The 19,126-nt window shown below is 61.7% G+C and carries 18 protein-coding genes; 10 read left to right on the top strand and 8 right to left on the bottom strand.

All coding sequences use genetic code 11. The annotated features are described in order from the left end of the window. Positions 1–27: 27 nt before the first annotated feature. A complete protein-coding gene (locus HNO86_RS28550; protein WP_175380278.1) occupies positions 28–411 on the bottom strand; it encodes a hypothetical protein in 384 nt (127 codons plus the stop codon). A 129-nt stretch (positions 412–540) separates the two neighbouring features. Here HNO86_RS28550 and HNO86_RS28545 point away from each other — a divergent pair, with 129 nt between their 5' ends. Further along, a complete protein-coding gene (locus tag HNO86_RS28545; protein WP_175380277.1) occupies positions 541–1,344 on the top strand; it encodes a bifunctional 2-polyprenyl-6-hydroxyphenol methylase/3-demethylubiquinol 3-O-methyltransferase UbiG in 804 nt (267 codons plus the stop codon). A 125-nt stretch (positions 1,345–1,469) separates the two neighbouring features. Here the strand turns inward: HNO86_RS28545 and HNO86_RS28540 are convergent, their stop codons facing one another. Continuing rightward, positions 1,470–2,249, bottom strand: a complete 780-nt coding sequence (locus HNO86_RS28540; RefSeq protein WP_175380276.1) for a ChbG/HpnK family deacetylase — start codon at positions 2,247–2,249, stop codon at positions 1,470–1,472. A 278-nt stretch (positions 2,250–2,527) separates the two neighbouring features. On the opposite strand from HNO86_RS28540, the gene HNO86_RS28535 reads away from it, so the two are divergent. The 6 genes from HNO86_RS28535 to HNO86_RS28510 all read left to right on the top strand — a co-directional run bounded on the left by HNO86_RS28535 (position 2,528) and on the right by HNO86_RS28510 (position 8,694). Further along, on the top strand, positions 2,528–3,196 hold the full coding sequence (locus HNO86_RS28535; RefSeq protein ID WP_175380275.1) for an ABC transporter ATP-binding protein: 669 nt from the start codon (positions 2,528–2,530) through the stop codon (positions 3,194–3,196). A 1-nt stretch (position 3,197) separates the two neighbouring features. Next, positions 3,198–5,669, top strand: a complete 2,472-nt coding sequence (locus HNO86_RS28530) for an FtsX-like permease family protein (RefSeq protein ID WP_175380274.1) — start codon at positions 3,198–3,200, stop codon at positions 5,667–5,669. Positions 5,670–5,682: 13 nt separating this feature from the next. After that, positions 5,683–6,732 (top strand): lipocalin-like domain-containing protein, encoded by a 1,050-nt coding sequence (locus HNO86_RS28525; protein WP_178131365.1) that lies wholly within the window; start codon positions 5,683–5,685, stop codon positions 6,730–6,732. Positions 6,733–6,857: 125 nt separating this feature from the next. Continuing rightward, positions 6,858–7,100 (top strand): hypothetical protein, encoded by a 243-nt coding sequence (locus HNO86_RS28520; protein ID WP_175380272.1) that lies wholly within the window; start codon positions 6,858–6,860, stop codon positions 7,098–7,100. 10 nt (positions 7,101–7,110) lie between these two features. After that, complete coding sequence (locus HNO86_RS28515; protein WP_175380271.1) at positions 7,111–7,281, top strand: hypothetical protein; 171 nt, start codon at positions 7,111–7,113, stop codon at positions 7,279–7,281. A 735-nt stretch (positions 7,282–8,016) separates the two neighbouring features. Continuing rightward, complete coding sequence (locus tag HNO86_RS28510) at positions 8,017–8,694, top strand: type 1 glutamine amidotransferase domain-containing protein (protein WP_175380270.1); 678 nt, start codon at positions 8,017–8,019, stop codon at positions 8,692–8,694. 82 nt (positions 8,695–8,776) lie between these two features. Here HNO86_RS28510 and HNO86_RS28505 read toward each other — a convergent pair whose 3' ends face one another. The 3 genes from HNO86_RS28505 to HNO86_RS28495 form a co-directional block, all read right to left on the bottom strand. Continuing rightward, positions 8,777–10,156, bottom strand: coding sequence for a VOC family protein (locus HNO86_RS28505; RefSeq protein WP_175380269.1), 1,380 nt, complete (start codon positions 10,154–10,156; stop codon positions 8,777–8,779). Between the two features lie 276 nt (positions 10,157–10,432). After that, positions 10,433–11,389: an alpha/beta fold hydrolase gene (locus tag HNO86_RS28500; protein WP_175380268.1), complete on the bottom strand. Its 957-nt coding sequence runs from the start codon at positions 11,387–11,389 to the stop codon at positions 10,433–10,435. Positions 11,390–11,411: 22 nt separating this feature from the next. Continuing rightward, positions 11,412–12,863 carry an NAD(P)/FAD-dependent oxidoreductase gene (locus tag HNO86_RS28495; RefSeq protein WP_175380267.1) on the bottom strand — a complete coding sequence of 484 codons (1,452 nt, stop codon included), beginning with the start codon at positions 12,861–12,863 and terminating at the stop codon, positions 11,412–11,414. A 721-nt stretch (positions 12,864–13,584) separates the two neighbouring features. Here HNO86_RS28495 and HNO86_RS28490 point away from each other — a divergent pair. Then, complete coding sequence (locus HNO86_RS28490; protein ID WP_175380266.1) at positions 13,585–13,887, top strand: hypothetical protein; 303 nt, start codon at positions 13,585–13,587, stop codon at positions 13,885–13,887. An 85-nt stretch (positions 13,888–13,972) separates the two neighbouring features. On the opposite strand, the gene HNO86_RS28485 is transcribed toward HNO86_RS28490, so the two are convergent. The 3 genes from HNO86_RS28485 to HNO86_RS28475 form a co-directional block, all read right to left on the bottom strand. Beyond that, positions 13,973–14,842 carry an oxaloacetate decarboxylase gene (locus tag HNO86_RS28485; RefSeq protein WP_175380265.1) on the bottom strand — a complete coding sequence of 290 codons (870 nt, stop codon included), beginning with the start codon at positions 14,840–14,842 and terminating at the stop codon, positions 13,973–13,975. Between the two features lie 173 nt (positions 14,843–15,015). Then, positions 15,016–16,050: an arginine N-succinyltransferase gene (gene astA / locus HNO86_RS28480; protein ID WP_175380264.1), complete on the bottom strand. Its 1,035-nt coding sequence runs from the start codon at positions 16,048–16,050 to the stop codon at positions 15,016–15,018. Between the two features lie 49 nt (positions 16,051–16,099). Continuing rightward, positions 16,100–17,116, bottom strand: coding sequence for an arginine N-succinyltransferase (locus HNO86_RS28475; protein WP_175380263.1), 1,017 nt, complete (start codon positions 17,114–17,116; stop codon positions 16,100–16,102). Between the two features lie 576 nt (positions 17,117–17,692). Between HNO86_RS28475 and HNO86_RS28470 the strand changes: the two genes are divergently transcribed. Together HNO86_RS28470 and cobF are read left to right on the top strand one after the other, a co-directional pair. Continuing rightward, positions 17,693–18,265 (top strand): histidine phosphatase family protein, encoded by a 573-nt coding sequence (locus HNO86_RS28470; RefSeq protein WP_175380262.1) that lies wholly within the window; start codon positions 17,693–17,695, stop codon positions 18,263–18,265. After that, on the top strand, positions 18,265–19,020 hold the full coding sequence (gene cobF, locus HNO86_RS28465) for a precorrin-6A synthase (deacetylating) (RefSeq protein WP_175380261.1): 756 nt from the start codon (positions 18,265–18,267) through the stop codon (positions 19,018–19,020). The genes HNO86_RS28470 and cobF overlap by 1 nt, the downstream gene beginning before the upstream one ends. The last annotated feature ends 106 nt before the right edge of the window (positions 19,021–19,126 follow it).

Here is a 19,126-nt window from a genome sequence, read left to right as displayed (position 1 = left end):
TAGCTTGCGGCTGCGGCGCAGCCGCCTTCACAAGGCCGGGATCTGTCCTCTGAGGCAAGACAGCGTGCAGGCCGGGTTTTCGACTTCCTGGTTCACGTAGACGCCGCGCTCTTCGTCATAGGTGCGGATGAAAACGCGTACGGTGGCATCGGCCACCGTGGGCAACTGGGAGTCGGAAAACACGTGTTCGCTGGACACCGGCGTGAACGTCTGGGGCGAAGTCGGGATGTACGCCCCCGGCGGTATGGTGCTCAGAGAAGGCGGGGCAGGGTGGGCGAAGGGCTGGTCGGCCCCGTAATAGTTGAATTCACTGCTTGATTGCTCGGTTTGCATCAGGCTGTCGTCGGCCTGTGCCCAGGTGGTGGCGGTCAGGCAAAGGGCAAGCATCAGCGACTGTTTAATCGTGTTCATGGCAGCACCTGCGGCATCGGTTTTCGCGCGTATCCCCAAGGACATTAACTATAGCGCGCCTTGGCTGACCTCGACCTGTAGCTGCCAGCTGCTACAGTCAGTCGTTTCAAACCGCTGATGGAACATGCAATGGAAATGCCGACAAAAGAACAGGCCATCGCCAGCAACCGCGATGCCTGGAACGACTCCGCTCGCCACCACAAAGACAATCCTGATTGGCCGGTTCTATTGAGCGCTGTGGCCCAGCGGGATTTTTCCTGTCTTGATGACACCTTGACCCGGGTTCTGAACGAGGTCGGCGTCGACGGCAAGGAGGTGGTGCAACTGGGCTGCAACAATGGCCGGGAAAGCCTCTCCCTGTTTGCCCTGGGCGCGCGGCATGTGGTCGGCGTCGACCAGTCCGCGGCGTTTCTCGACCAGGCGCGGGAGCTGGCATCGTGCTCACCTCATCAGCCTGAATTCATCGAGGCCGATATCCATCATCTACCGCCCGCCTTGCAGGGGCGTTTCGATGTGGCGTTGATCACCATCGGCGTCTTGAACTGGATGCCGGACATCGCCGAATTCTTCGGCCATGTGTCGACGGTGCTGAAGCCGGGCGCAGCGCTGGTGGTGTATGAAACCCATCCCTTCCTGGAGATGTTCGACCCCGAAGCCGCCGACCCCTTCGCCCTGGCCACCTCCTACTTCCGCCACGAGCCCTTTGTGCAGACCGAACCCATCGTCTATGAAGGCAAGGTCGAACAGCAGACCGCACCGTCGTACTGGTTCGTCCACACCCTTGGGGATCTCTTCGGCGGCGCCATTGCGGCGGGGCTCAACATCCGCCATTTCCAGGAATACCCACATTCAAACCGCGAGGAACTCTACGACCGGTTTGAGCAGCGTGAGGCGCAGTTGCCGATGTGTTTTACCTTGGTGGCTGTGCGCTGACAGCCATCTGTGATCCACCCAAAACCTGTGGGAGCGGGCTTGCCCGCGAAAACGGTTCATCATTCGCCATTGTCAGTGGCTGGATTGACGCCTTCGCGGGCAAGCCTCGCTCCTACAGGTTGGGGTTATTCCAGGGCTGGCTCTGGCCGCCTGACCGCGCTATACGGCACCCGCGGCACTCCCGGCAATCTCTGCTCCAGAAACGCACTCAACGACTCCCCCTGACCCAGGTACGCATCGCCAAAATCCGCCCCCAATTGACTGGGATGCGCGACGATTTCCAGCAAACCCTCGCCGGGCGGTTCGGCATGGCGCAAATCCATCGGCGTGCACACGTAGTCTGCCGTCACACCGGCCAAACGGTTCAATCGACGATTGAGCAACTGCTTGAACACACGTTTGCGCAGGCTCTGCTTAAGCCCCAGATTGCGCGCCAGTCGCACCGGAACGCCCTGGCGGGCAGCGAAGCGCGCGACGATCTCGCCGATGGGCCAGATGTTGTGCACCTGATGATGGGAATCCAGGTGGCTGGGGCGCACGCCGTTGTCCACAAAGTGCTGCCACTGCGCTTCGAGTTCTTCCTGCACCGCCAGGCGATCCTGATGCCCCAGCCACAGCCGGTTGCGAGACAGGTTGAAATCGAACACGCCGCCACGGTCGCAGAAGGCCGAACGGGTGAGAATGCGCCGGCTCAGCGGACGTCCATAAGTGAGGTTGAAATGCAGACCGATACGGCCTTCCAGCAACGGATGCTGCGCCAGCGAACAGGCGGCGGTAAAGGCCGGGGTGTTGGCCATGGCGGTCGCTGAACTGATGATCCCGGCCTGGAAAGCCCCCAGAATCACCGCATTTTCACAGGCACTCAGGCCAAAATCGTCAGCGTTGACTATGACTTGCTGTGGCATGTTCGCCCTCCATGAAATGGTCGATGAACGCGTTGACCCGAGGCGCCGCGCCATTCAAGCCTGTGCGGAACCTGTAGCAGCTGGCGAAGCCAGCGGCTACAAGAATTGCGTCTGGGCTTGAGTGATCGCGCTCCATCCACAGTAGTTGCTCACACGAAAAAACCCAGTGCCTGCAGGGCTTTTTCATGGGGCTTTTGGCGGTGCGGCAGAGGGCAACGGACAAGAACCGGTCTGGCCCGCTATTCTTGGCCCCACGCTTATCGAACGGTTTTTTTTCCATGCTTGAAGTCCAGGGCGTCTTCAAAAGCTACGCCACCCCGCAAGGCCCGTTGCCGGTGCTGCAAGGCGTCGATCTGTGCCTCAAACCCGGCAGCAGCCTGGCGCTGATGGGCGAGTCGGGCAGTGGCAAGAGCACCTTGCTGCACCTGATTGCCGGGCTGGACAAGGTCGATCGCGGCAGCATCCGCAGCGGCGAACATCGGCTGGAGCAGATGAGCGAAGGGCAACTGGCGAACTGGCGGCGCACGGAAATCGGCCTGGTGTTCCAGCAGTTCAACCTCATCGGCAGTTTGCGCGTGGAAGACAACCTGGCGTTTCAGGCGCGCCTCGCCGGGCGCCACGATCCACGCTGGCAGGCGCATCTGGTGCAGCGCCTGGGTTTGGCCGATGTGCTCAAGCGCTATCCGGAACAGCTCTCCGGCGGCCAGCAACAACGGGTCGCCCTGGGCCGCGCCCTGGCCTCGCAACCCAAACTGCTGCTGGCCGACGAACCCACCGGCAGCCTCGATGAAGCCACCAGCGCCGAAGTGCTCAAACTGCTGCTGGAGCTGCTCGACGACAGCCCGACCACCTTGTTGATGGTCACCCACAGCCCCAGCGTCGCCGCGCGGCTGGCGGAAAAGGTCGTGTTGCACGGCGGTCGTCTGGCCGGTGTGGACGGGCGCTGAAATGCCTATCTTTCGCGAGACCCTGCGAGCGTTGCTCAGCCACTGGCGACAGCACCCGGTGCAGTTTTTCAGCGTGCTCACCGGACTGTGGCTGGCTACCAGCCTGCTGATCGGCGTGCAGGCGCTGAACAGTCAGGCGCGCGACAGCTATGCCAGGGCCAGCCAATTGATCGGCGGCGAACCCCAGGCCAGTCTTGGCGCTCTGGCGGGCGCGACCTTTGCCCAGCAATGGTTCATCGACCTGCGCCGCGCCGGTTGGCCGGTGTCGCCGGTGTTGCAGGGGCGGGTGACGCTCAAGGGCCACGAGGATCAACGTCTGCAACTGATGGGCATTGAGCCGGTGTCATTGCCGGCGGGAGGCGTGGTGGCCGGGCAGAGCATGGCCATCGAGCAGGTGGTCGAGTTCTTCACCCCGCCGGGCAGCGCCTGGATTTCGCCGCAGACCTTGCAGACCCTGGGGCTGAAGGAAGGCGATCGCCCGCAGGCGCTGAATGGCCAAACGCTGCCCCCCTTGAAAGCACAGACGGACATGGCCCCCGGCGTGTTGCTGGTGGACATCGGCTTCGCCCAGCAGATCCTCGAACTGCCGGACCAGCTTTCGCGCCTGCTGCTGCCCAAGGATTTCACCGCGCCATTGCCTGACCCGTTGAAAGGCCAGTTGCAATTCAAAAGCAGCGGCGAAGAAAACAATCTCGCTCGCCTGACCGAAAGCTTCCACCTGAACCTCGACGCGCTGGGCTTTCTGTCGTTCGTGGTCGGGCTGTTCATCGTCCACGCTGCCATCGGCCTGGCCCTGGAGCAGCGTCGTGGCCTGCTGCGAACCCTGCGCGCCTGCGGGGTCAGTGCGCGGATGCTGATCGGCTGTCTGGCGGTGGAACTGGCGGCCTTGGCGTTGATCGGTGGCGTGGCCGGGGTGGTCAGCGGTTATCTGCTGGCCAGCGTGCTGTTGCCGGATGTCGCCGCCAGCCTGCGCGGCCTGTACGGCGCCGAAGTGGCGGGGCAGTTGACCCTCAGCCCGTGGTGGTGGCTCGGCGGTATCGGCCTGGGGCTGCTCGGCGCGTTGCTCGCCGGCGCCAACAGTTTGTGGCGTGCGGCGCGCTTGCCATTGCTGGCCCTGGCCGATCCGCAAGCCTGGCATCAGGCCCACGCGCGCTGGTTGCGGCGCCAGGCCTGGGTGGCGGCGCTGGCCCTGGCAATCGCATGGCTGGCGTTGTTGCGCGGTGACAGCCTGGCCAGCGGTTTCGTACTGATGGCCGCGCTATTGCTGGGCGCCGCCCTGGCGTTGCCGGTGGTCCTCAATGCCGTGCTCGACGGCTTGTTGGGGCACAGCCGTTCGGTGCTCGGTCAATGGTTCATCGCCGATTGCCGCCAGCAATTGCCGGCCCTGAGCCTGGCCCTGATGGCGCTGCTGCTGGCCCTGGCGGCGAACATCGGTGCCGGCAGCATGACCGCCGGTTTCCGCGAGACCTTCAACAACTGGCTCGAACAACGTCTCACCGCCGAACTCTACCTCAATCCGCAAAACCCGACCCAGGCCCGGGAACTGCACAGCTGGCTCAAGCAGCAGCCGCAACCCACGGCAGTGCTGCCCAACTGGCAGGTGGCGATCCAGGTGCAGGGCTGGCCGACGGACATCTTCGGCGTGATCGATCACCCGACCTATCGCCAGCACTGGCCGCTGCTCGAAGCCTTGAGTGACGCGCCTTGGGAACGCCTGGCCACCGACGACGCGCTGATGCTCAGCGAACAACTGGCCCGGCGCCTCAAGGTGCAACTGGGCGATCACCTGACGATCGACACGCCCAACGGCCCGTGGTCGCCGCGCATCGTCGGGATCTACGCCGATTACGGCAATCCCAAGGGGCACATTCTGGTCAACGTCAGGCACTTGCTGCGCGGCTGGCCGCAACTGACGCCCAATCGTTTCAATCTGCGCATCGAGCCGGCATTGATCGCGCCATTCGTCACGTCATTGCAAGCGCGATTCGCCCTGGAAGACAGTCGCATCGTCGATCAGGCCCGGCTCAAGGGCTGGTCCACCCAAGTGTTCGAGCGCACCTTTGCCGCCACCGCCGCGCTCAACAGCCTGACGCTCTGCGTGGCCGGGGTGGCGCTGTTCATCAGCCTGCTGACGCAAAGCCAGAGTCGTCTGGGGCAACTGGCGCCGCTGTGGGCGCTGGGGGTGACGCGCCGGCAACTGATGCTGCTCAACCTCGGCCAGACCTGGTTGCTGGCACTGCTGACCCTGGTGCTGGCGTTGCCATTGGGCATCGCCCTGGCCTGGTGCCTGGACGCGGTGATCAACGTCCAGGCATTCGGCTGGCGCCTGCCGTTGCGGCTGTTTCCGCTGCAACTGCTGCAGCTGATGGGGCTGGCGGTGGTGGCGACTTTGCTGGCTTCGGCGTGGCCGCTGTACGCCTTGTATCGCACGCAGCCGGCGGATCTATTGAGGACGTTTGCCCGTGAGGATTAAGTGCGCGCTGTGGATGCTGGCCTTGTTGATCAGTGGCTGCGATCAACCGGCGCCCGAGGAAAAAGGCTTCGCCGGGCTGGGCAATCAGGCGGCGGCGTTCACGCCCGTGGTGCCCGGTCGGGTGTTCAGCTTCCCGGCGGATCACGGCCCACATGATGGCTTTCGCATCGAATGGTGGTATGTCACCGCCAATCTCAAGGACGAGCAAGGCAATGAATTTGGCGCGCAGTGGACGTTGTTTCGCAGCGCCCTGAAACCCACGCCCGAGGTGGCGGGTTGGGAGAACCAGACCCTTTGGCTCGGTCACGCGGCGGTCACCTCCGCGACGGTCCACCATGCCGCCGAGCGTTATGCCCGCGGTGGCGTGGGGCAGGCCGGGGTGAGCCTGACGCCGTTCAATGCGTGGATCGACGATTGGCGCTTCGCCAGTCAGTCGAGCGACGCCGACCCGTTGGCGGATCTGCAACTGAGCGCCCGGGACAAGGCTTTCGGCTATCAGTTGCGGCTGACGGCGGATCGTCCGCTGGTGCTGCAAGGGGAGCAGGGCTTCAGCCAGAAATCCGAGCAGGGTCAGGCGTCGTACTACTACAGCCAGCCGTTTTTCCAGGCCAGCGGCAGCCTGGAGATTGACGGCAAGGTTCATCAGGTCAAGGGCCCTGCGTGGCTTGATCGCGAATGGAGCAGCCAGCCGCTGACCGCCAATCAGACCGGTTGGGACTGGTTTTCCCTTCATCTGGACAGCGGCGAGCAGGTGATGCTCTATCGCATGCGGCACAAGGACGGTGCGCCTTACCTGACCGGCACCTGGATCGACGCCCAGGGCGGGACGCAGAGGCTGAACAGCGCCGACATCCAGCTCACCCCGCAGGACACCGCCCGCGTCGCCGGCCGGTCGATGCCGGTACGCTGGGCCATCCGGATCCCGGGCAAACACCTCGACATCGTCATCGACGCCCTCAACCCCAACGCCTGGATGGATCTGCGCATCCCCTACTGGGAAGGCCCCGTACGCCTGAGCGGCAGCCACGGCGGGCAGGGTTACCTGGAAATGACCGGCTATTGAATCACCGCTCCCACAGGGTTGGGGGGAGGAGCGAGGTATTTGGGACGAAGAATCAGGCGCATTCGTGTTGAACTATGGTGGCATCATGACCCTCTACCATAGGAATCCCTCCGCCGGAGCCCGCCATGCGTGAAGACCTGACAGCACCCGACCTCAAAATGTGGCAGCGCGTGTTCGATGACCAGGCGTTTTGGCAACAGTCCCCCGACGCCCATTACATCGAACTGCTGCGTCTTGCCGACGATTTGCTGGGGCAGGGCGCCATCGACCTTGATCAGTGGCAGGACCTGAACGCCAAAGCGGCACAGTCCCACAAGGACTCGCCGGCCATCAACGTGGCGCGGGAAGTCGACGATCCCGACGCCTGAGGAAACGGCCATGAAGCCCACAGCCGATCAGCAGCACCCCGACGAGCCTCGGCCACCCGGCGAGACCGAGCGCGACAACGACGCATTGCGCCCCACCGACCCGGCCCGGCGCAAGGACAGCGGCAAAGGTACGGCCAGCGGCGAGTCCACGGCGCAGGAAACGGCGAAACAGTCCCGGTAAGCGGTCGGCACTGAATCGGTTTTCAGTGCCGTTCGTCGTCACTGACAACAAGACGCACGACCCGGTTTTAACGATCTGAAAGTTGGACAACAGATCTATACAGGACTCGTCGAAGGTCAGCAGAAAGATCGGAAGTTAAGGACCAGGCGGTTATCCCTGTACAACTTTCTGTATAGGAATAATGGGCGCTGTGGACTGGCCGGTGAATTCAACTGCCAGAGCTGAAGTTGTTAAATGTGTATCTGCAAATTTCATATATAAATCGCGGACATCCGTACCAAGTTCCATTAAAATGCGCCGCGTTCGCCCAGTGTCAGGGCTCTTTACCAGTGCATGGATTGCCGAGGTCGTTGCACTGGGCGGACACCACCCCGGAGTTTTCCGTGAACTTCCAGCGACTCCTTTCGAAAAAGGGTGATCAAAATGATCACCCTTTTTTATTGCGCATATTTCCGGGATCCCAAGGCAAAAAGAGAATTGCCCTACAGTTTTTTGCGCTTTGATCTTCGCTCGTCATCTGCTTCACAAGTTGCCAATCCTTGCATCCTGACCCGCCAACGAAACGAAAGAGTTTCATCCGCGGCTCAGAAAACCCCGCGACAAAAACCAGCTTCAGGCGCACCGTAGTCAATCGCCTCGCAGGCCGAACGACCCGTGCCGTGCAACGGTCATATGCCAGGCTCAACGCGCAGCTCCCTGCACATTCCCGCAGCCCCGAGATGGAGTGATGACGACATGAAAATCCTGATGGTTCTAACGTCCCACGATCAATTGGGTAACACCGGCAAGAAAACCGGCTTCTGGCTGGAAGAATTCGCAGCACCGTATTTCGCCTTCAAGGATGCCGGCGTGCAACTGACCCTGGCCTCGCCCAAGGGCGGCCAGCCGCCGCTGGACCCGAAAAGCGACGAGCCCGACTTTCAAACCGAGGAAACCCGGCGTTTTCGCAAGGATTCCGCCGCCCAGGCGGCTTTGGCCTCGACCGTGGTGCTGAGCTCGGTGAATGCCGGCGATTACGATGCGGTCTTCTATCCCGGTGGACATGGTCCGTTGTGGGACCTGGCCGAAGACAAACACTCGATCGCCCTGATCGAATCCTTCTACAACGCCGGTAGACCGGTCGCCACCGTATGCCATGCCCCGGGAGTGCTGCGCCACGCCAAGGACAAGGACGGCCAGCCGCTGGTCAAAGGCAAGAAAGTCACCGGCTTCACCAACAGCGAAGAGGACGCCGTGCAACTGACGGACGTCGTGCCGTTCCTGGTGGAGGACGAGCTCAAGGCCAAGGGCGGGATTTTTTCCAAAGGCCCTGATTGGGCCAGCTATGTGCTGACCGACGGGCTGCTGATCACCGGGCAGAACCCGGCGTCGTCGAAGGCGGGGGCTGAGGCGTTGTTGGCCAAGTTGAAATAGAAAAGCAAAAGATCGCGGCCTGCGGCAGCTCCTGCAATTTGGAACGCGTACCCCTGTAGGCGCTGCCGAAGGCTGCGATCTTTTATCGATTCAACGCCGCAAAACACTGCTCGATCGAACGCCGCTGCGTCTCGGCATACAACCCCAACTCATCAATGGTCTGCCGTCCCAGCGCAGTCTCGAACGCCTGCTGATTGGAATGCACGCCATAGTGGGTCTGCGCGGCATCCCCCAGGTTCGACTGGAAAATCCCCGCCGCACTCACCGGCAGGAAATCCTCGTACACCAGCGGTTCTACCCGCAGGTAACCGGCGCTGACCAACTCTTCCAGCGGCAGGGTTTTCAGCTCGGCCGCCGCCAGGCCTTTTTCTGTCACGAAGTAGCGGAAGTACGCCAGTTCCTGTTGGCGCATGCCGTCGTAGGTGTCGGGGAATTCGCTGAAGTGCTGGGTCATCAGTGCGTTGTAACGGTCGGCGTTGGCTTCGTTGGGGAAGTCTTTCAGTTCATCCCGGGCGGCATTGAGCAGGCGGTCGTACAGCGCGCGGCCCTTGGGAGTGAGGGCGGCGCCACGTTGTTCGATTTCGCCGAAACGGGCGCTGTGGCTGCCCTGGCTTTGGGCTTGATCGGTAAAGGCCACCGGCTCGTCCAAGGCCTTGAAACTGGTCTGGCGCAGCAGGATCGGACACTGGCGGCGGGGTGGGCCTTCGATCACCGCTTTAGGCGTGATGCCATGCACCGGCATTTGCGCCTGGACGATGTCGATGTCCAGGGTGCGTGGCGTCAGGTGGTTGATATGCGGACCCTTGAACGCCACGACGTCGGCGATCAGGCGATGCTGGGCGCTGAGCTTCTGATACTGCTCGGCGGTCACGGTGGCGCTGTGATGCCAGCGGAAGGTTTCCAGCGCCTGTTTCACGAACTCCCGGGCTTGCTCTTCGGTGAGGCCGCCCTGGTGTTCGGCGCGCTCGATGAGTGTCAGTGCGGTGGGGGTGAAGATCGAACGCTTGTCCAGCACCGATTGGGCAAACGAGCGCAGCTCCAGGTCTTCGATCAGTTCCAGGCGCAACAGCGAGGTGAACACGCGGAACGGGCTGACCTGCAAGGACGCCTCATGCACGGCGCGAAACGCGGTGGAGTGCACCGGCACGCCGGCCGGCGTCAGGTCGTAATAACCCACCGGCTGCATGCCCATCACCGCGAACAGACGGGCGAGGGTGGCCAGTTCCGCAGCGGTGCCGACGCGGATCGCGCCATGGCGCTCCATGTCCAGGCGCTCGATCTCGCCGGTGCTGTTCAATTGGTTCGCCACCTGCGCATCGCTGTCGAGCACGTGGCGGTTGGTCTGCTCCACCAGCTCCATCAACGCGCCGTACAGCGGCACTTCTTCGCGGTACATGTCGGACATCGCTTTGGAGAAGCGTTGACGGATCAGGTCGGGGCTGACGAAGTTCGGGTGAGTCATGAACGGGGTTCCTGGCGCGGTGACGTGAAGGATGGGAGAAAAGATCGCAGCCTTCAGCGCCGCCGACAAACGAAGTTTCTGACGAACTTCATTCTGCCAAGGACTGGATGCTATCGCAGGTTTCCATGTAGCAGCTGCCGAGCCTGCTAGGCTGCGTCCGGCTGCGCAGCAGACGTAAATCCTGCATGCATAATTTTCCTGACACACCGCGTAGTCGAATTTTGCGACTGCTTCGCAGCCGAACGCAGCCTCGCAGGCTCGGCAGCTGCTACATAGTCAGTGCAACCTCTGATCCTGAGGGCTTTCCGAGCGCAGGGATGCCAAAAACTCCCGATACAGGCGAGCAGAACCCGCCGGCGCCTCGACCATCGGCATGTGGCCGATGCCTTCCCAGATTTCCACCCGCAAATCGACGATGCCCTTGCTCCAGACGGCCACGCTGCTGACATCGAGCAGGCGATCCTTGCGTCCCCACAACAGCAACGCCGGAGCGCTGATGGCTGGCAGTTCCGGCTCCATGGGCGGGCTGGCATGGAAATCGTCGAAGATCTCCCGCAGTTCATCACGCGACTGTTGAAAACGATGGGCAAAGGCGTCCAGCACCACCCGCGGCATCCACGGTGGATCGGCCATGAGCATGGCGTAGAAGTGTTTGAATTCTTCCCGGGACTCGATCAGGAACGGGTTGTGACCATTGGCCAGGTGCCGCTGCAGATCGCTGGGCTCGGGCGAGGTCACACCCGCCGGGTCGAACAGGGCGACCGAAACGACTCGCTCGGGATAATGCGCCGCCATCCACGCCGCGATCCAGCCGCCCATCGAGTTTCCGATCACATGGACCTTCTCGACCCCGCACACATCCAGCAACTGAATCATGCGCTTGGCCTGCAACGGGATGTCATAACCGCCACCGGCCTTGAAGCCGGTTTCGCCATGGCCGGCGATGTCGGGAATGATCACCCGGTAGTTGCCGACGAAATACCGGGCAAACCGCAGCCAGAGGTTCTTGTCGCCACTGAAACCGTGGAGCATCAGGACATTGCTCGATGCTTCGTACGGCCCGCCCTGCCAGGTCGAGACGGTCATCTCGTTGATGGGCACGACAATCTTGTGCAGTTTGTACAACCTGGCCTCGGCGGCCACGCTCAAGTCGTATAGCCAGTACCCGACCGCCGGGTAGCTCAGCCAGCACCAGGCCGCAAACACCGCGATAGCGACTACCAGTAAAAGCATCTGTCGTCTTCCTTCTGACGGATCAGGACAATATGTGGTCGGCCGGTTTCAGGGCTCGGGTCAGTCGATGAAAGCTGAAACTGAACCCCGGGAACATCGCCACCACATGACCGCTCTTGCTTTGATACCAACTGTGGCAGCCTCCGGACTTCCACACTGTGCGTTCCATTTCTCTATGGATCATTTCAGTGTAGGTACGTTCTGCCTCGGGGCGCACTTCGATGCTGCGCAAACCTCGAGTTTTTAGCGTGCGAATGCAGTCGAGGATGTAGTTCATCTGCGATTCGATGATGAACAGCGCCGATGTATGACCGATACCGGTGTTCGGACCGGTGACGATGAACAGGTTGGGAAAGTCCGGCAGGGCGGTGCCGAGGTAGGCCCGGGGGTATTCGGCCCAGACATTGCGCAATTGGGTGCCGTGTCTGCCGGTGACCGGGTAGGAAATCACCCCGTCGGTGGCATCGTAGCCGGTGGACCAGACGATCAGGTCCAGGTCGATGTGCTGGCCGTCCTGCATGACGAGGCCGGTTTCGTCGATCTCGGCGATGCCCTGTTCGCGACTGTGCAGCGTCACGTTGGGCCGGGCCAGTGCCGGGTACAGGGTGCTGGAGAGAATGATCCGCTTGCAGCCGATGGTGTAGTCCGGCGTCAGTTTTCGCCGCAGTTCGGTGTCGGGTACCTGGCGTTTGATGAAGCGCAGGGCCTGGTGCTGGACCATGCGCACCGCCGGTTTGGAGTATTTGAAGGCGATCACCCGGGTTTCGAACTGCCAGTAGATCATCCAGCGCAGCAGTTTGTAGGCCGGCTTGAACCCCAGCAGCCAGCGCTGGAAACGCCCGAACGTGCGATCCGCCCGGGGCAGCACCCAATGCGGTGTGCGCTGGAACACGTGCAGGTGCTCGACGTGCGGGGCGATCGCCGGGATGACCTGAGCCGCGCTGGCGCCGCTGCCGACGATGGCTACGCGTTTTTGCCGATAGTCGTAGCAATGGTCCCAGTTGTTGGTGTGAAAAGTCTTGCCCTTGAAGCGTTCCTGGCCGGGGAAGAGCGGCACCACCGGTTGGCTCAAAGGTCCGGTGGCGTTGATCAGGAACTGCGCGTGGAAGGTGCCTTTGGCGGTGTGTACGGTCCATTTTTTCGCGGACTCGTCCCATTCCACCCGCTCGACGTTGGCCTCCAGCTCAACCCGGTCGCGCAGGCCGAAATGCTCGACGACATGGCGGGTGTAGCGATGCAGTTCGGCCTGTTCGGCGAACATCTGCGTCCAGCGGTAGGGGGCAAAAGACAGGGAATAGAGTGGCGACGGCACATCCACCGCCGCGCCCGGGTAGGTGTTCTGGCACCAGGTCCCGCCAAAAAAATCCCGCCGCTCCAGCAGACGAAAATCGGTGATGCCGGCCTTGAGCAGATTCACCGCGGCACACTGACCGCCGAAGCCGCTGCCGATGATCAACACTTGGAAGGTCTGCATGGGTGTCCTGGGGGGAACGGGTTTGACCCTTGTCTTTCATGTATAGCCAAAGTGCGGGGTATTGCGCGCGGCGACGGCCTGCAAGTCGACCTGATTCTTCGGATGTACCCAGATCCCCATTGTGGGAGCGGGCTTGCTCGCGAAGGCGGCCTGACAATCGACCAGATCTCACGGATGCACACCGACCCACTGTGGGAGCTGGCTTGCCAGCGATGACGGCCTTACAGACAACCCGATTTCGCGAATGTACCCAGACCAAAACTGTGTGCGGGCTTGCCCGCGATGAATGCCCAGACACCGCGGGCATCCAGATAGCCCGCGTCACCGTTGACCACCATCGTGAGCAGGCTCGCTCCCACAAATCAAAGCCATGTACTCGCTCCTCTGGGCACCGTTCCTACGCCCCATGTAGGACGCTCACTACCCGGCGTACAACTTTTCAAGAGCTTTCCTACAACGTACCCTGTTGCCGCGTTTCGGTATCGACTCCTATAGTTCGGGCTCGCGGAAACTCCGCGATCGACCTTGGCCGGTCGGTATCAGGAACGTTCAGCGCATTGCCAGCATTCAGGCAGGTTTGTCTGCATGTTGTGTCATGGCAGCTGTGCGTGGGACACCTTCGGGTGTGCCGGAGTCCTGTGCCGGTCGGCCAACCCGCGTACGGCTGCCACCATTCGTTTGGCCGCGAACGGTGGTAGCTCTCACTACAGGAGCTACACCCATGCACGACCAGGTTATGCCGCGTTACCTGCCCATCGATACCCACGACGCCGTCGATCCGGTGCTCTTCATCAATACCCACAAGCAACTCAGTGACATGGCGGCGTGCGCCATGCACCGTTTCACGGTGGTTCGCGATCTGGCTGACACCTTGCACAGCCTCAATCTCAAAAACATTTCCGATTGCGATCTGACGCGCGTGACCCGCGCGGTGCATCTGCTCATGCGAGAAGGCTGCGCATTGCTGGATGTGATTCAGGTGAGAGCGCTGCAGAGGGAGGAGGGGTTCAAGACCACGGTCTAGCAAAAAACAAAAGATCACAGCCTGCGGCAGCTCCTACATTGGGATGGCGGTGATCCTGTAGGAGTTGTCGCAGCTTGCGATCTTTTTATTCCTTCACACTCATGAACTCCTCAGCCCAACGGATGTACTCCTCCGGTTGGGTGTAGGTATGCGTCAGTTCAGTCGCGTTCAGGTCCGAGGCCTGGGTGAAGATCTGGCGTTGTTCGCGCAGGCTGTCGTAGGTGGCCTTGATGGCGGCGAAGTAGGCGCCGTGGCCGTCGATGACCACGCGTACGCCCAGCTCGGCCAGGCGTTTGTCGTCGCGCAGCAGCGGGTTGCCGTAGGTCACCAGCATCAGTGGCACGGTCAGGTGCTCGGCGATTTTTTCCAGATGGTCGAAATCCTTCACGCCGACCATGCAGATGCCATCCGCGCCGGCGGCCTGGTATTGCTTGGTGCGGCTGATGATTTCCTGGACCGGCAGGATCCCGGCGTGGGTACGGGCGATGATCGCCATTTCCGAGTCGCAGCGGGCTTCGAGGGCTGCGCGGATCTTGCCGACGCCTTCGGCGACGGTGATCAGGTCGGTGGATTTGCGGCCGAATTGCGCCGGCAGCAGGGTGTCTTCGATGGTCAGGGCGGCGATGCCGGCGCGTTCGAGTTCGACGATGGTGCGCATCACGTTGAGCGCGTTGCCGTAGCCGTGGTCGGCGTCGGCTATCACCGGCAGCTGGGCGACGCGGCCGATGCGGGTGGCCTGTTCGGCGAATTCGCTGAGGGTGATCAGGGCAAAGTCAGGGGCGGCCAGGACCTGCAACGACGCAACCGAACCACCCAGAATGCCCACCTCGAACCCCAGGTCGGCGGCGATGCGCGCCGACATTGGATCGAAGACCGATGCGGTGTGATAGCAGGTGTTGGACGCGAACAGTTGACGGAAATTGCGGCGCAAATCTTGATGAGACAGCCTGGACATATGAGTTCCACCAATGGAAATGGAAGGGCTTGAGCAAAAGTGTCAACGCCGAAAGTGTTAAAGGCTATCACGGGTGGATGTATCGAATGATGACGAATTTAGGGTGAATACGGCCATTCTGTCTGTCGCAGGCCGCGAAAGCCCTCTGAATCGCCCCTCACAGGCTGAAAGGATTAAGCCGCCACCGCCTGACGCTGCCGATTTTGCAGCAGTACGCAACGTACTGAATCGCCGGGTTGCAATTGCAGGCGTTTGGCGGTCAGCCGATCGACGGTCAGGCAATGTCCCGTTCGTCGCGCCGGGGCCATGGTGATACGGCAGTTTTCCATACGCCGGTTGTGGATCAGCCACATCGGCGCCTGGTCGTCCGGGGTGCCGAAGGACAGATCCAGCAACTGGCTGTCGCGCACGGTACGGATGTTCGAGACCGGCGCCTCGATCACCGGGCCCGCATCGAAGATGTCGACGTAACCCTGATGGGCAAATCCCTCGGCGGTAAGGATTTTCAGCGCCGGTTCGCTGTTCGCATGGTGTTTGCCGATCACCGCCTGGGCCTGCTCGGTGAGCAGGCAGGTGTACAGCGGCTGGCGCGGCATCAGTTCGGCGATGAACGCCTTGTTGCCCAGCCACGACATATGGTCGGCATGACTGAAATCCATCTTGAAAAAGTGCCGGCCCACGCTGTCCCAGAACGGCGAGCAGCCGCGCTCGTCGGCACTGCCGCGCAGTTCGGCGATGAGTTTGTCGCCGAACAGGTGCGGGAACTCGGCGACAAACAGCAAGCGGCCCAGAGACAGCAACCGCCCGCGACCTTCCAGGCGTTGGTCGGGGCGCAGGAACAGCGAGCAGAGTTCCGATTGCCCGGTCATCTCATTGTTCAGGAACAGCGTCGGCATCTGCCGCTGGATCCCCAGATCCGCCGACGAACTGACCGTCATCCCGACCCTGTAGTTGTACCAGGGTTCACGCAGGCCGATGGCGCCCGTCATGGCACTGACGCCGATCACCTGCTGATCGTCGTCTTCGAGCACGAACAGGTAATCGGCGTCGGCGCGCTCGACCTGTTCGGCGAATGTTCGCCTGGCCCAGCGCAGGCGGTGGTTCAGGCGTTCTTCGTTGGCCGGCAGACTGTTCAATCCACGGCCCGCCTGCCGGACCAGCGCTCGCAGGGCGGGCAGGTCGGTGACCTCAACGGGACGGACGATCATGCTGCAACTCCTGTTTCGCGCAGGCTCGGGCACCAGGGCCGATCGAGCCTCACAGGGCGATCAACCGGATCGGACTGCCTTCGCTGACTTTCAGCGCGGCGCACATGCTGGCGTCCAGTGTCACCGGCTGCCCGGGGACGTGGTCGAGATCGGCGACGATGGCCCGATAGTTCTCCAGCGAGTCATTGCTCACCAGATAGCGGCCGCGAGCGTCGATCACCGAGCCTGGCCGGGCCACGGTGGTGTGGCCGTTGGCGATCGAGCGAATGCCCTGGGTGCGTGCGAACAGGGTCGGGCCACCGTCGAACAGATCGACGTAGCTGTTGGTCTCGAATCCTTCGCGCTCGAGGATATCGAAGGCATCCTGGCCATCGGGATGGATGCGGCCGATGCAGTCCTGCGCGGCCTGGGGCAGCATCGGCACGTAGATCGGGTATTGCGGCATCAGTTCGGCGAGAAAGCGGCGACTTTCCAGGCCACACAGCCGCTCGGCCTCGACGTAGGACAGATCGTAAAAGTGCTTGCCCACCGCATCCCAGAACGGCGAATGGCCTTGCTCGGTGCTGTAGCCGACGATTTCGGTGATGACCGCATCGGAAAACCGCCGCGGATAAGCCGCGATGAACAGCAAGCGCGCCCGCGACAAGAGCTCCGAAAACGCGGAACGTTCAAGTGCTGCATCGATGTGAAAGCCACGCAGCAAGGTGTGGCCGCTGAGGTCATGACAGACCGAGAGCGCCGGCACGTCATGCTCGATGTCCAGCTCCCGCGAGGCGCTGTTGAAGTGCCGGTTGCGCAGGCTGTAGAACGGTTCGCTGAAGCCGGCGGTGGCGAGAATTTCCGAGCAGCCCACCAGACAGCGGGTCGACAGGTCTTCCAGTACGAAGCAGTAGCTCTCGGGGCCGGGGCTGAACACGTCGTGCTCGAACGAGGTACAGGAATCGAGAATCTTGTCCCGCAGGCGGTCGCCATCGTCCGGCAGGGACGTGACGCCCACCAGGCTTTCCCTGGCGAGTCGCTGCAACTGGGGCAGGTCGCTTAATTGCACTGGACGCAAGACCAGCATGGATGCACTCCTTATCAAAGGCTCGGTGTCGGGCACCGGACCGGACTATCACTGTCGGTTTCCACGCATTGAAACGGCGGGCGCGTTATCAGGCTCCGCTCTTTTTTATTGATTACGGTTTCATGGCCGCTGGCGGCACGCGATCTGGATCATCGGGGCATGTAGGCTGCCGTGTGCCGACGAGGGAGATATCCGGACAACAATGTCCAGACCAGGATCGAAGATCGGTCTTTGAAATAGGGGCATCCGGGCTCCTGCTGGATGAGAAATCGGTAATCCTTTGAAACCAGTATTCAGTCTGTGGCTATTGCATGTCTAGTTAATTTTGGCGCCGCTCCGGGTACCTGATCATGAAGTGAAGGCGCTGGTGACAAAGGGCTACACGGATGTCGATTTACCTTGTAGGCCTCTGCCTAAATGGTTGTCGGACAAAACCTTTATTGTGCGAAGAATTACCTGACGGTGCACGTGACTCAAACAGAAACAAAACGCCCCCCGATCCTTTTGTTACGGCACAATTGCCCCTGTTACGCGGCCTGACGCCGTTTTTCTCAGCCTTCGACAGAGAGATTTTTCGTGCAGGCGACCCGTTTGACTCTGATATGCCACGCTCGAACCGTCGCACAAAAATTGGCGAGATTTCCTACAAACGAGCCTGTGGAGATGGATTGGCAATCGGCCACGGGGTCGCGTAGTGCTCAGTTCAAGGGTTCTCCCAGGCTTTTGAGCGCGCCGGAGCTGCGGGCCGGGCAGACCGCCGAGCTGTTCGGTGAGACGGTGGAGATTGTCGAGGCACTCAGGGATTGCGATCTGGGGCGCTGGAGCGGTGTTCGCATCAAAGACCTGCAGCAGAGCGAGCCGGAAAATCTTGAACGCTGGCTCGCCGAACCGGACAGCGCGCCTCACGGTGGCGAGTCGGTGACACAGGTCATCGAGCGAGTCGCCAGATGGCTGACGACCCTGGAATCGACACCCGGGCATGTCGTCGCCATCACCCATCCGTTTATCATCCGCGCCGCGCTGACCCATGTGCTGCACAGTTCGGCGTTCAATCTGATTGATGTGGAGCCGCTGTCGGCCATCGAACTGCAGTTCAATGGCTGCTGGCGCCTACGCTTGCCGGGCATCGAGCCCGAAGGAACCCTTTGATGAAAAAAATCCTGGTCATCGGCATTGGCGCCGGTAATCCCGACTACATCACCATGCAGGCGGTGAAGGCGCTGAATCAGGCCGACGTGTTTTTCCTCATGGACAAGGGTGAGAGCAAGGACAAACTGATCGACCTGCGCCGGGAGATCTGCGAGCGCTACATCACCGAACATGACTACCGCTTCGTCGAGGCCCAGAGCCCGGAACGCGAACGCGGCGATGTGGACTACACCTCCAGCGTCGATGACCTGAACCTGGCCAAGCAGCGCACCTTCGAGAAGCTGATCAACGAGCAATTGGCCGACGGTCAATGCGGTGGCTTTCTGGTGTGGGGCGACCCGGCGCTATACGACAGCACCATTCGCATCCTGCAGGCGATTCTTGCCTCGGGCACCTGTGCCTTCGAGTTCGACGTCATCCCCGGCATCACCAGCGTCCAGGCTCTGGCGGCTCAGCACAAGGTGCCGCTCAACCAGATCGGCCGCTCGGTGGAAATCACCACCGGCCGCAGACTGGCGTCGGGGCAGGTGAGCGATGCCGATTGTCTGGTGGTGATGCTCGATGCGCACGATTCCTACCAGCAGGTGGCGGACAAGGACACCGAGATTTACTGGGGGGCCTACCTGGGCACGCCGGACGAGATCCTGATCAGCGGCCGGCTGGGGGATGTGGAGCAGGAGATCGAGCGGGTGCGCAAAGCGGCGCGGGTGGAGAATGGGTGGATTATGGATACCTATTTGTTGCGTAAGCCTTGAGTCATTGGTTGTTGGGGCTGACGTCTTCGCGGGCAAGCCTCGCTCCTACAGGTTCAGCGTACCCCCTGTAGGAGCGAGGCTTGCCCGCGAAGGGGCCCTCAAAAAC

It is taken from the genome of Pseudomonas sp. C1C7 (assembly GCF_013359595.1).
In the GTDB taxonomy this organism is placed as follows: domain Bacteria; phylum Pseudomonadota; class Gammaproteobacteria; order Pseudomonadales; family Pseudomonadaceae; genus Aquipseudomonas.
The sequence above is the reverse complement of the archived record's forward strand: the minus strand, read 5'-3'. Positions and strand labels throughout refer to the sequence as shown.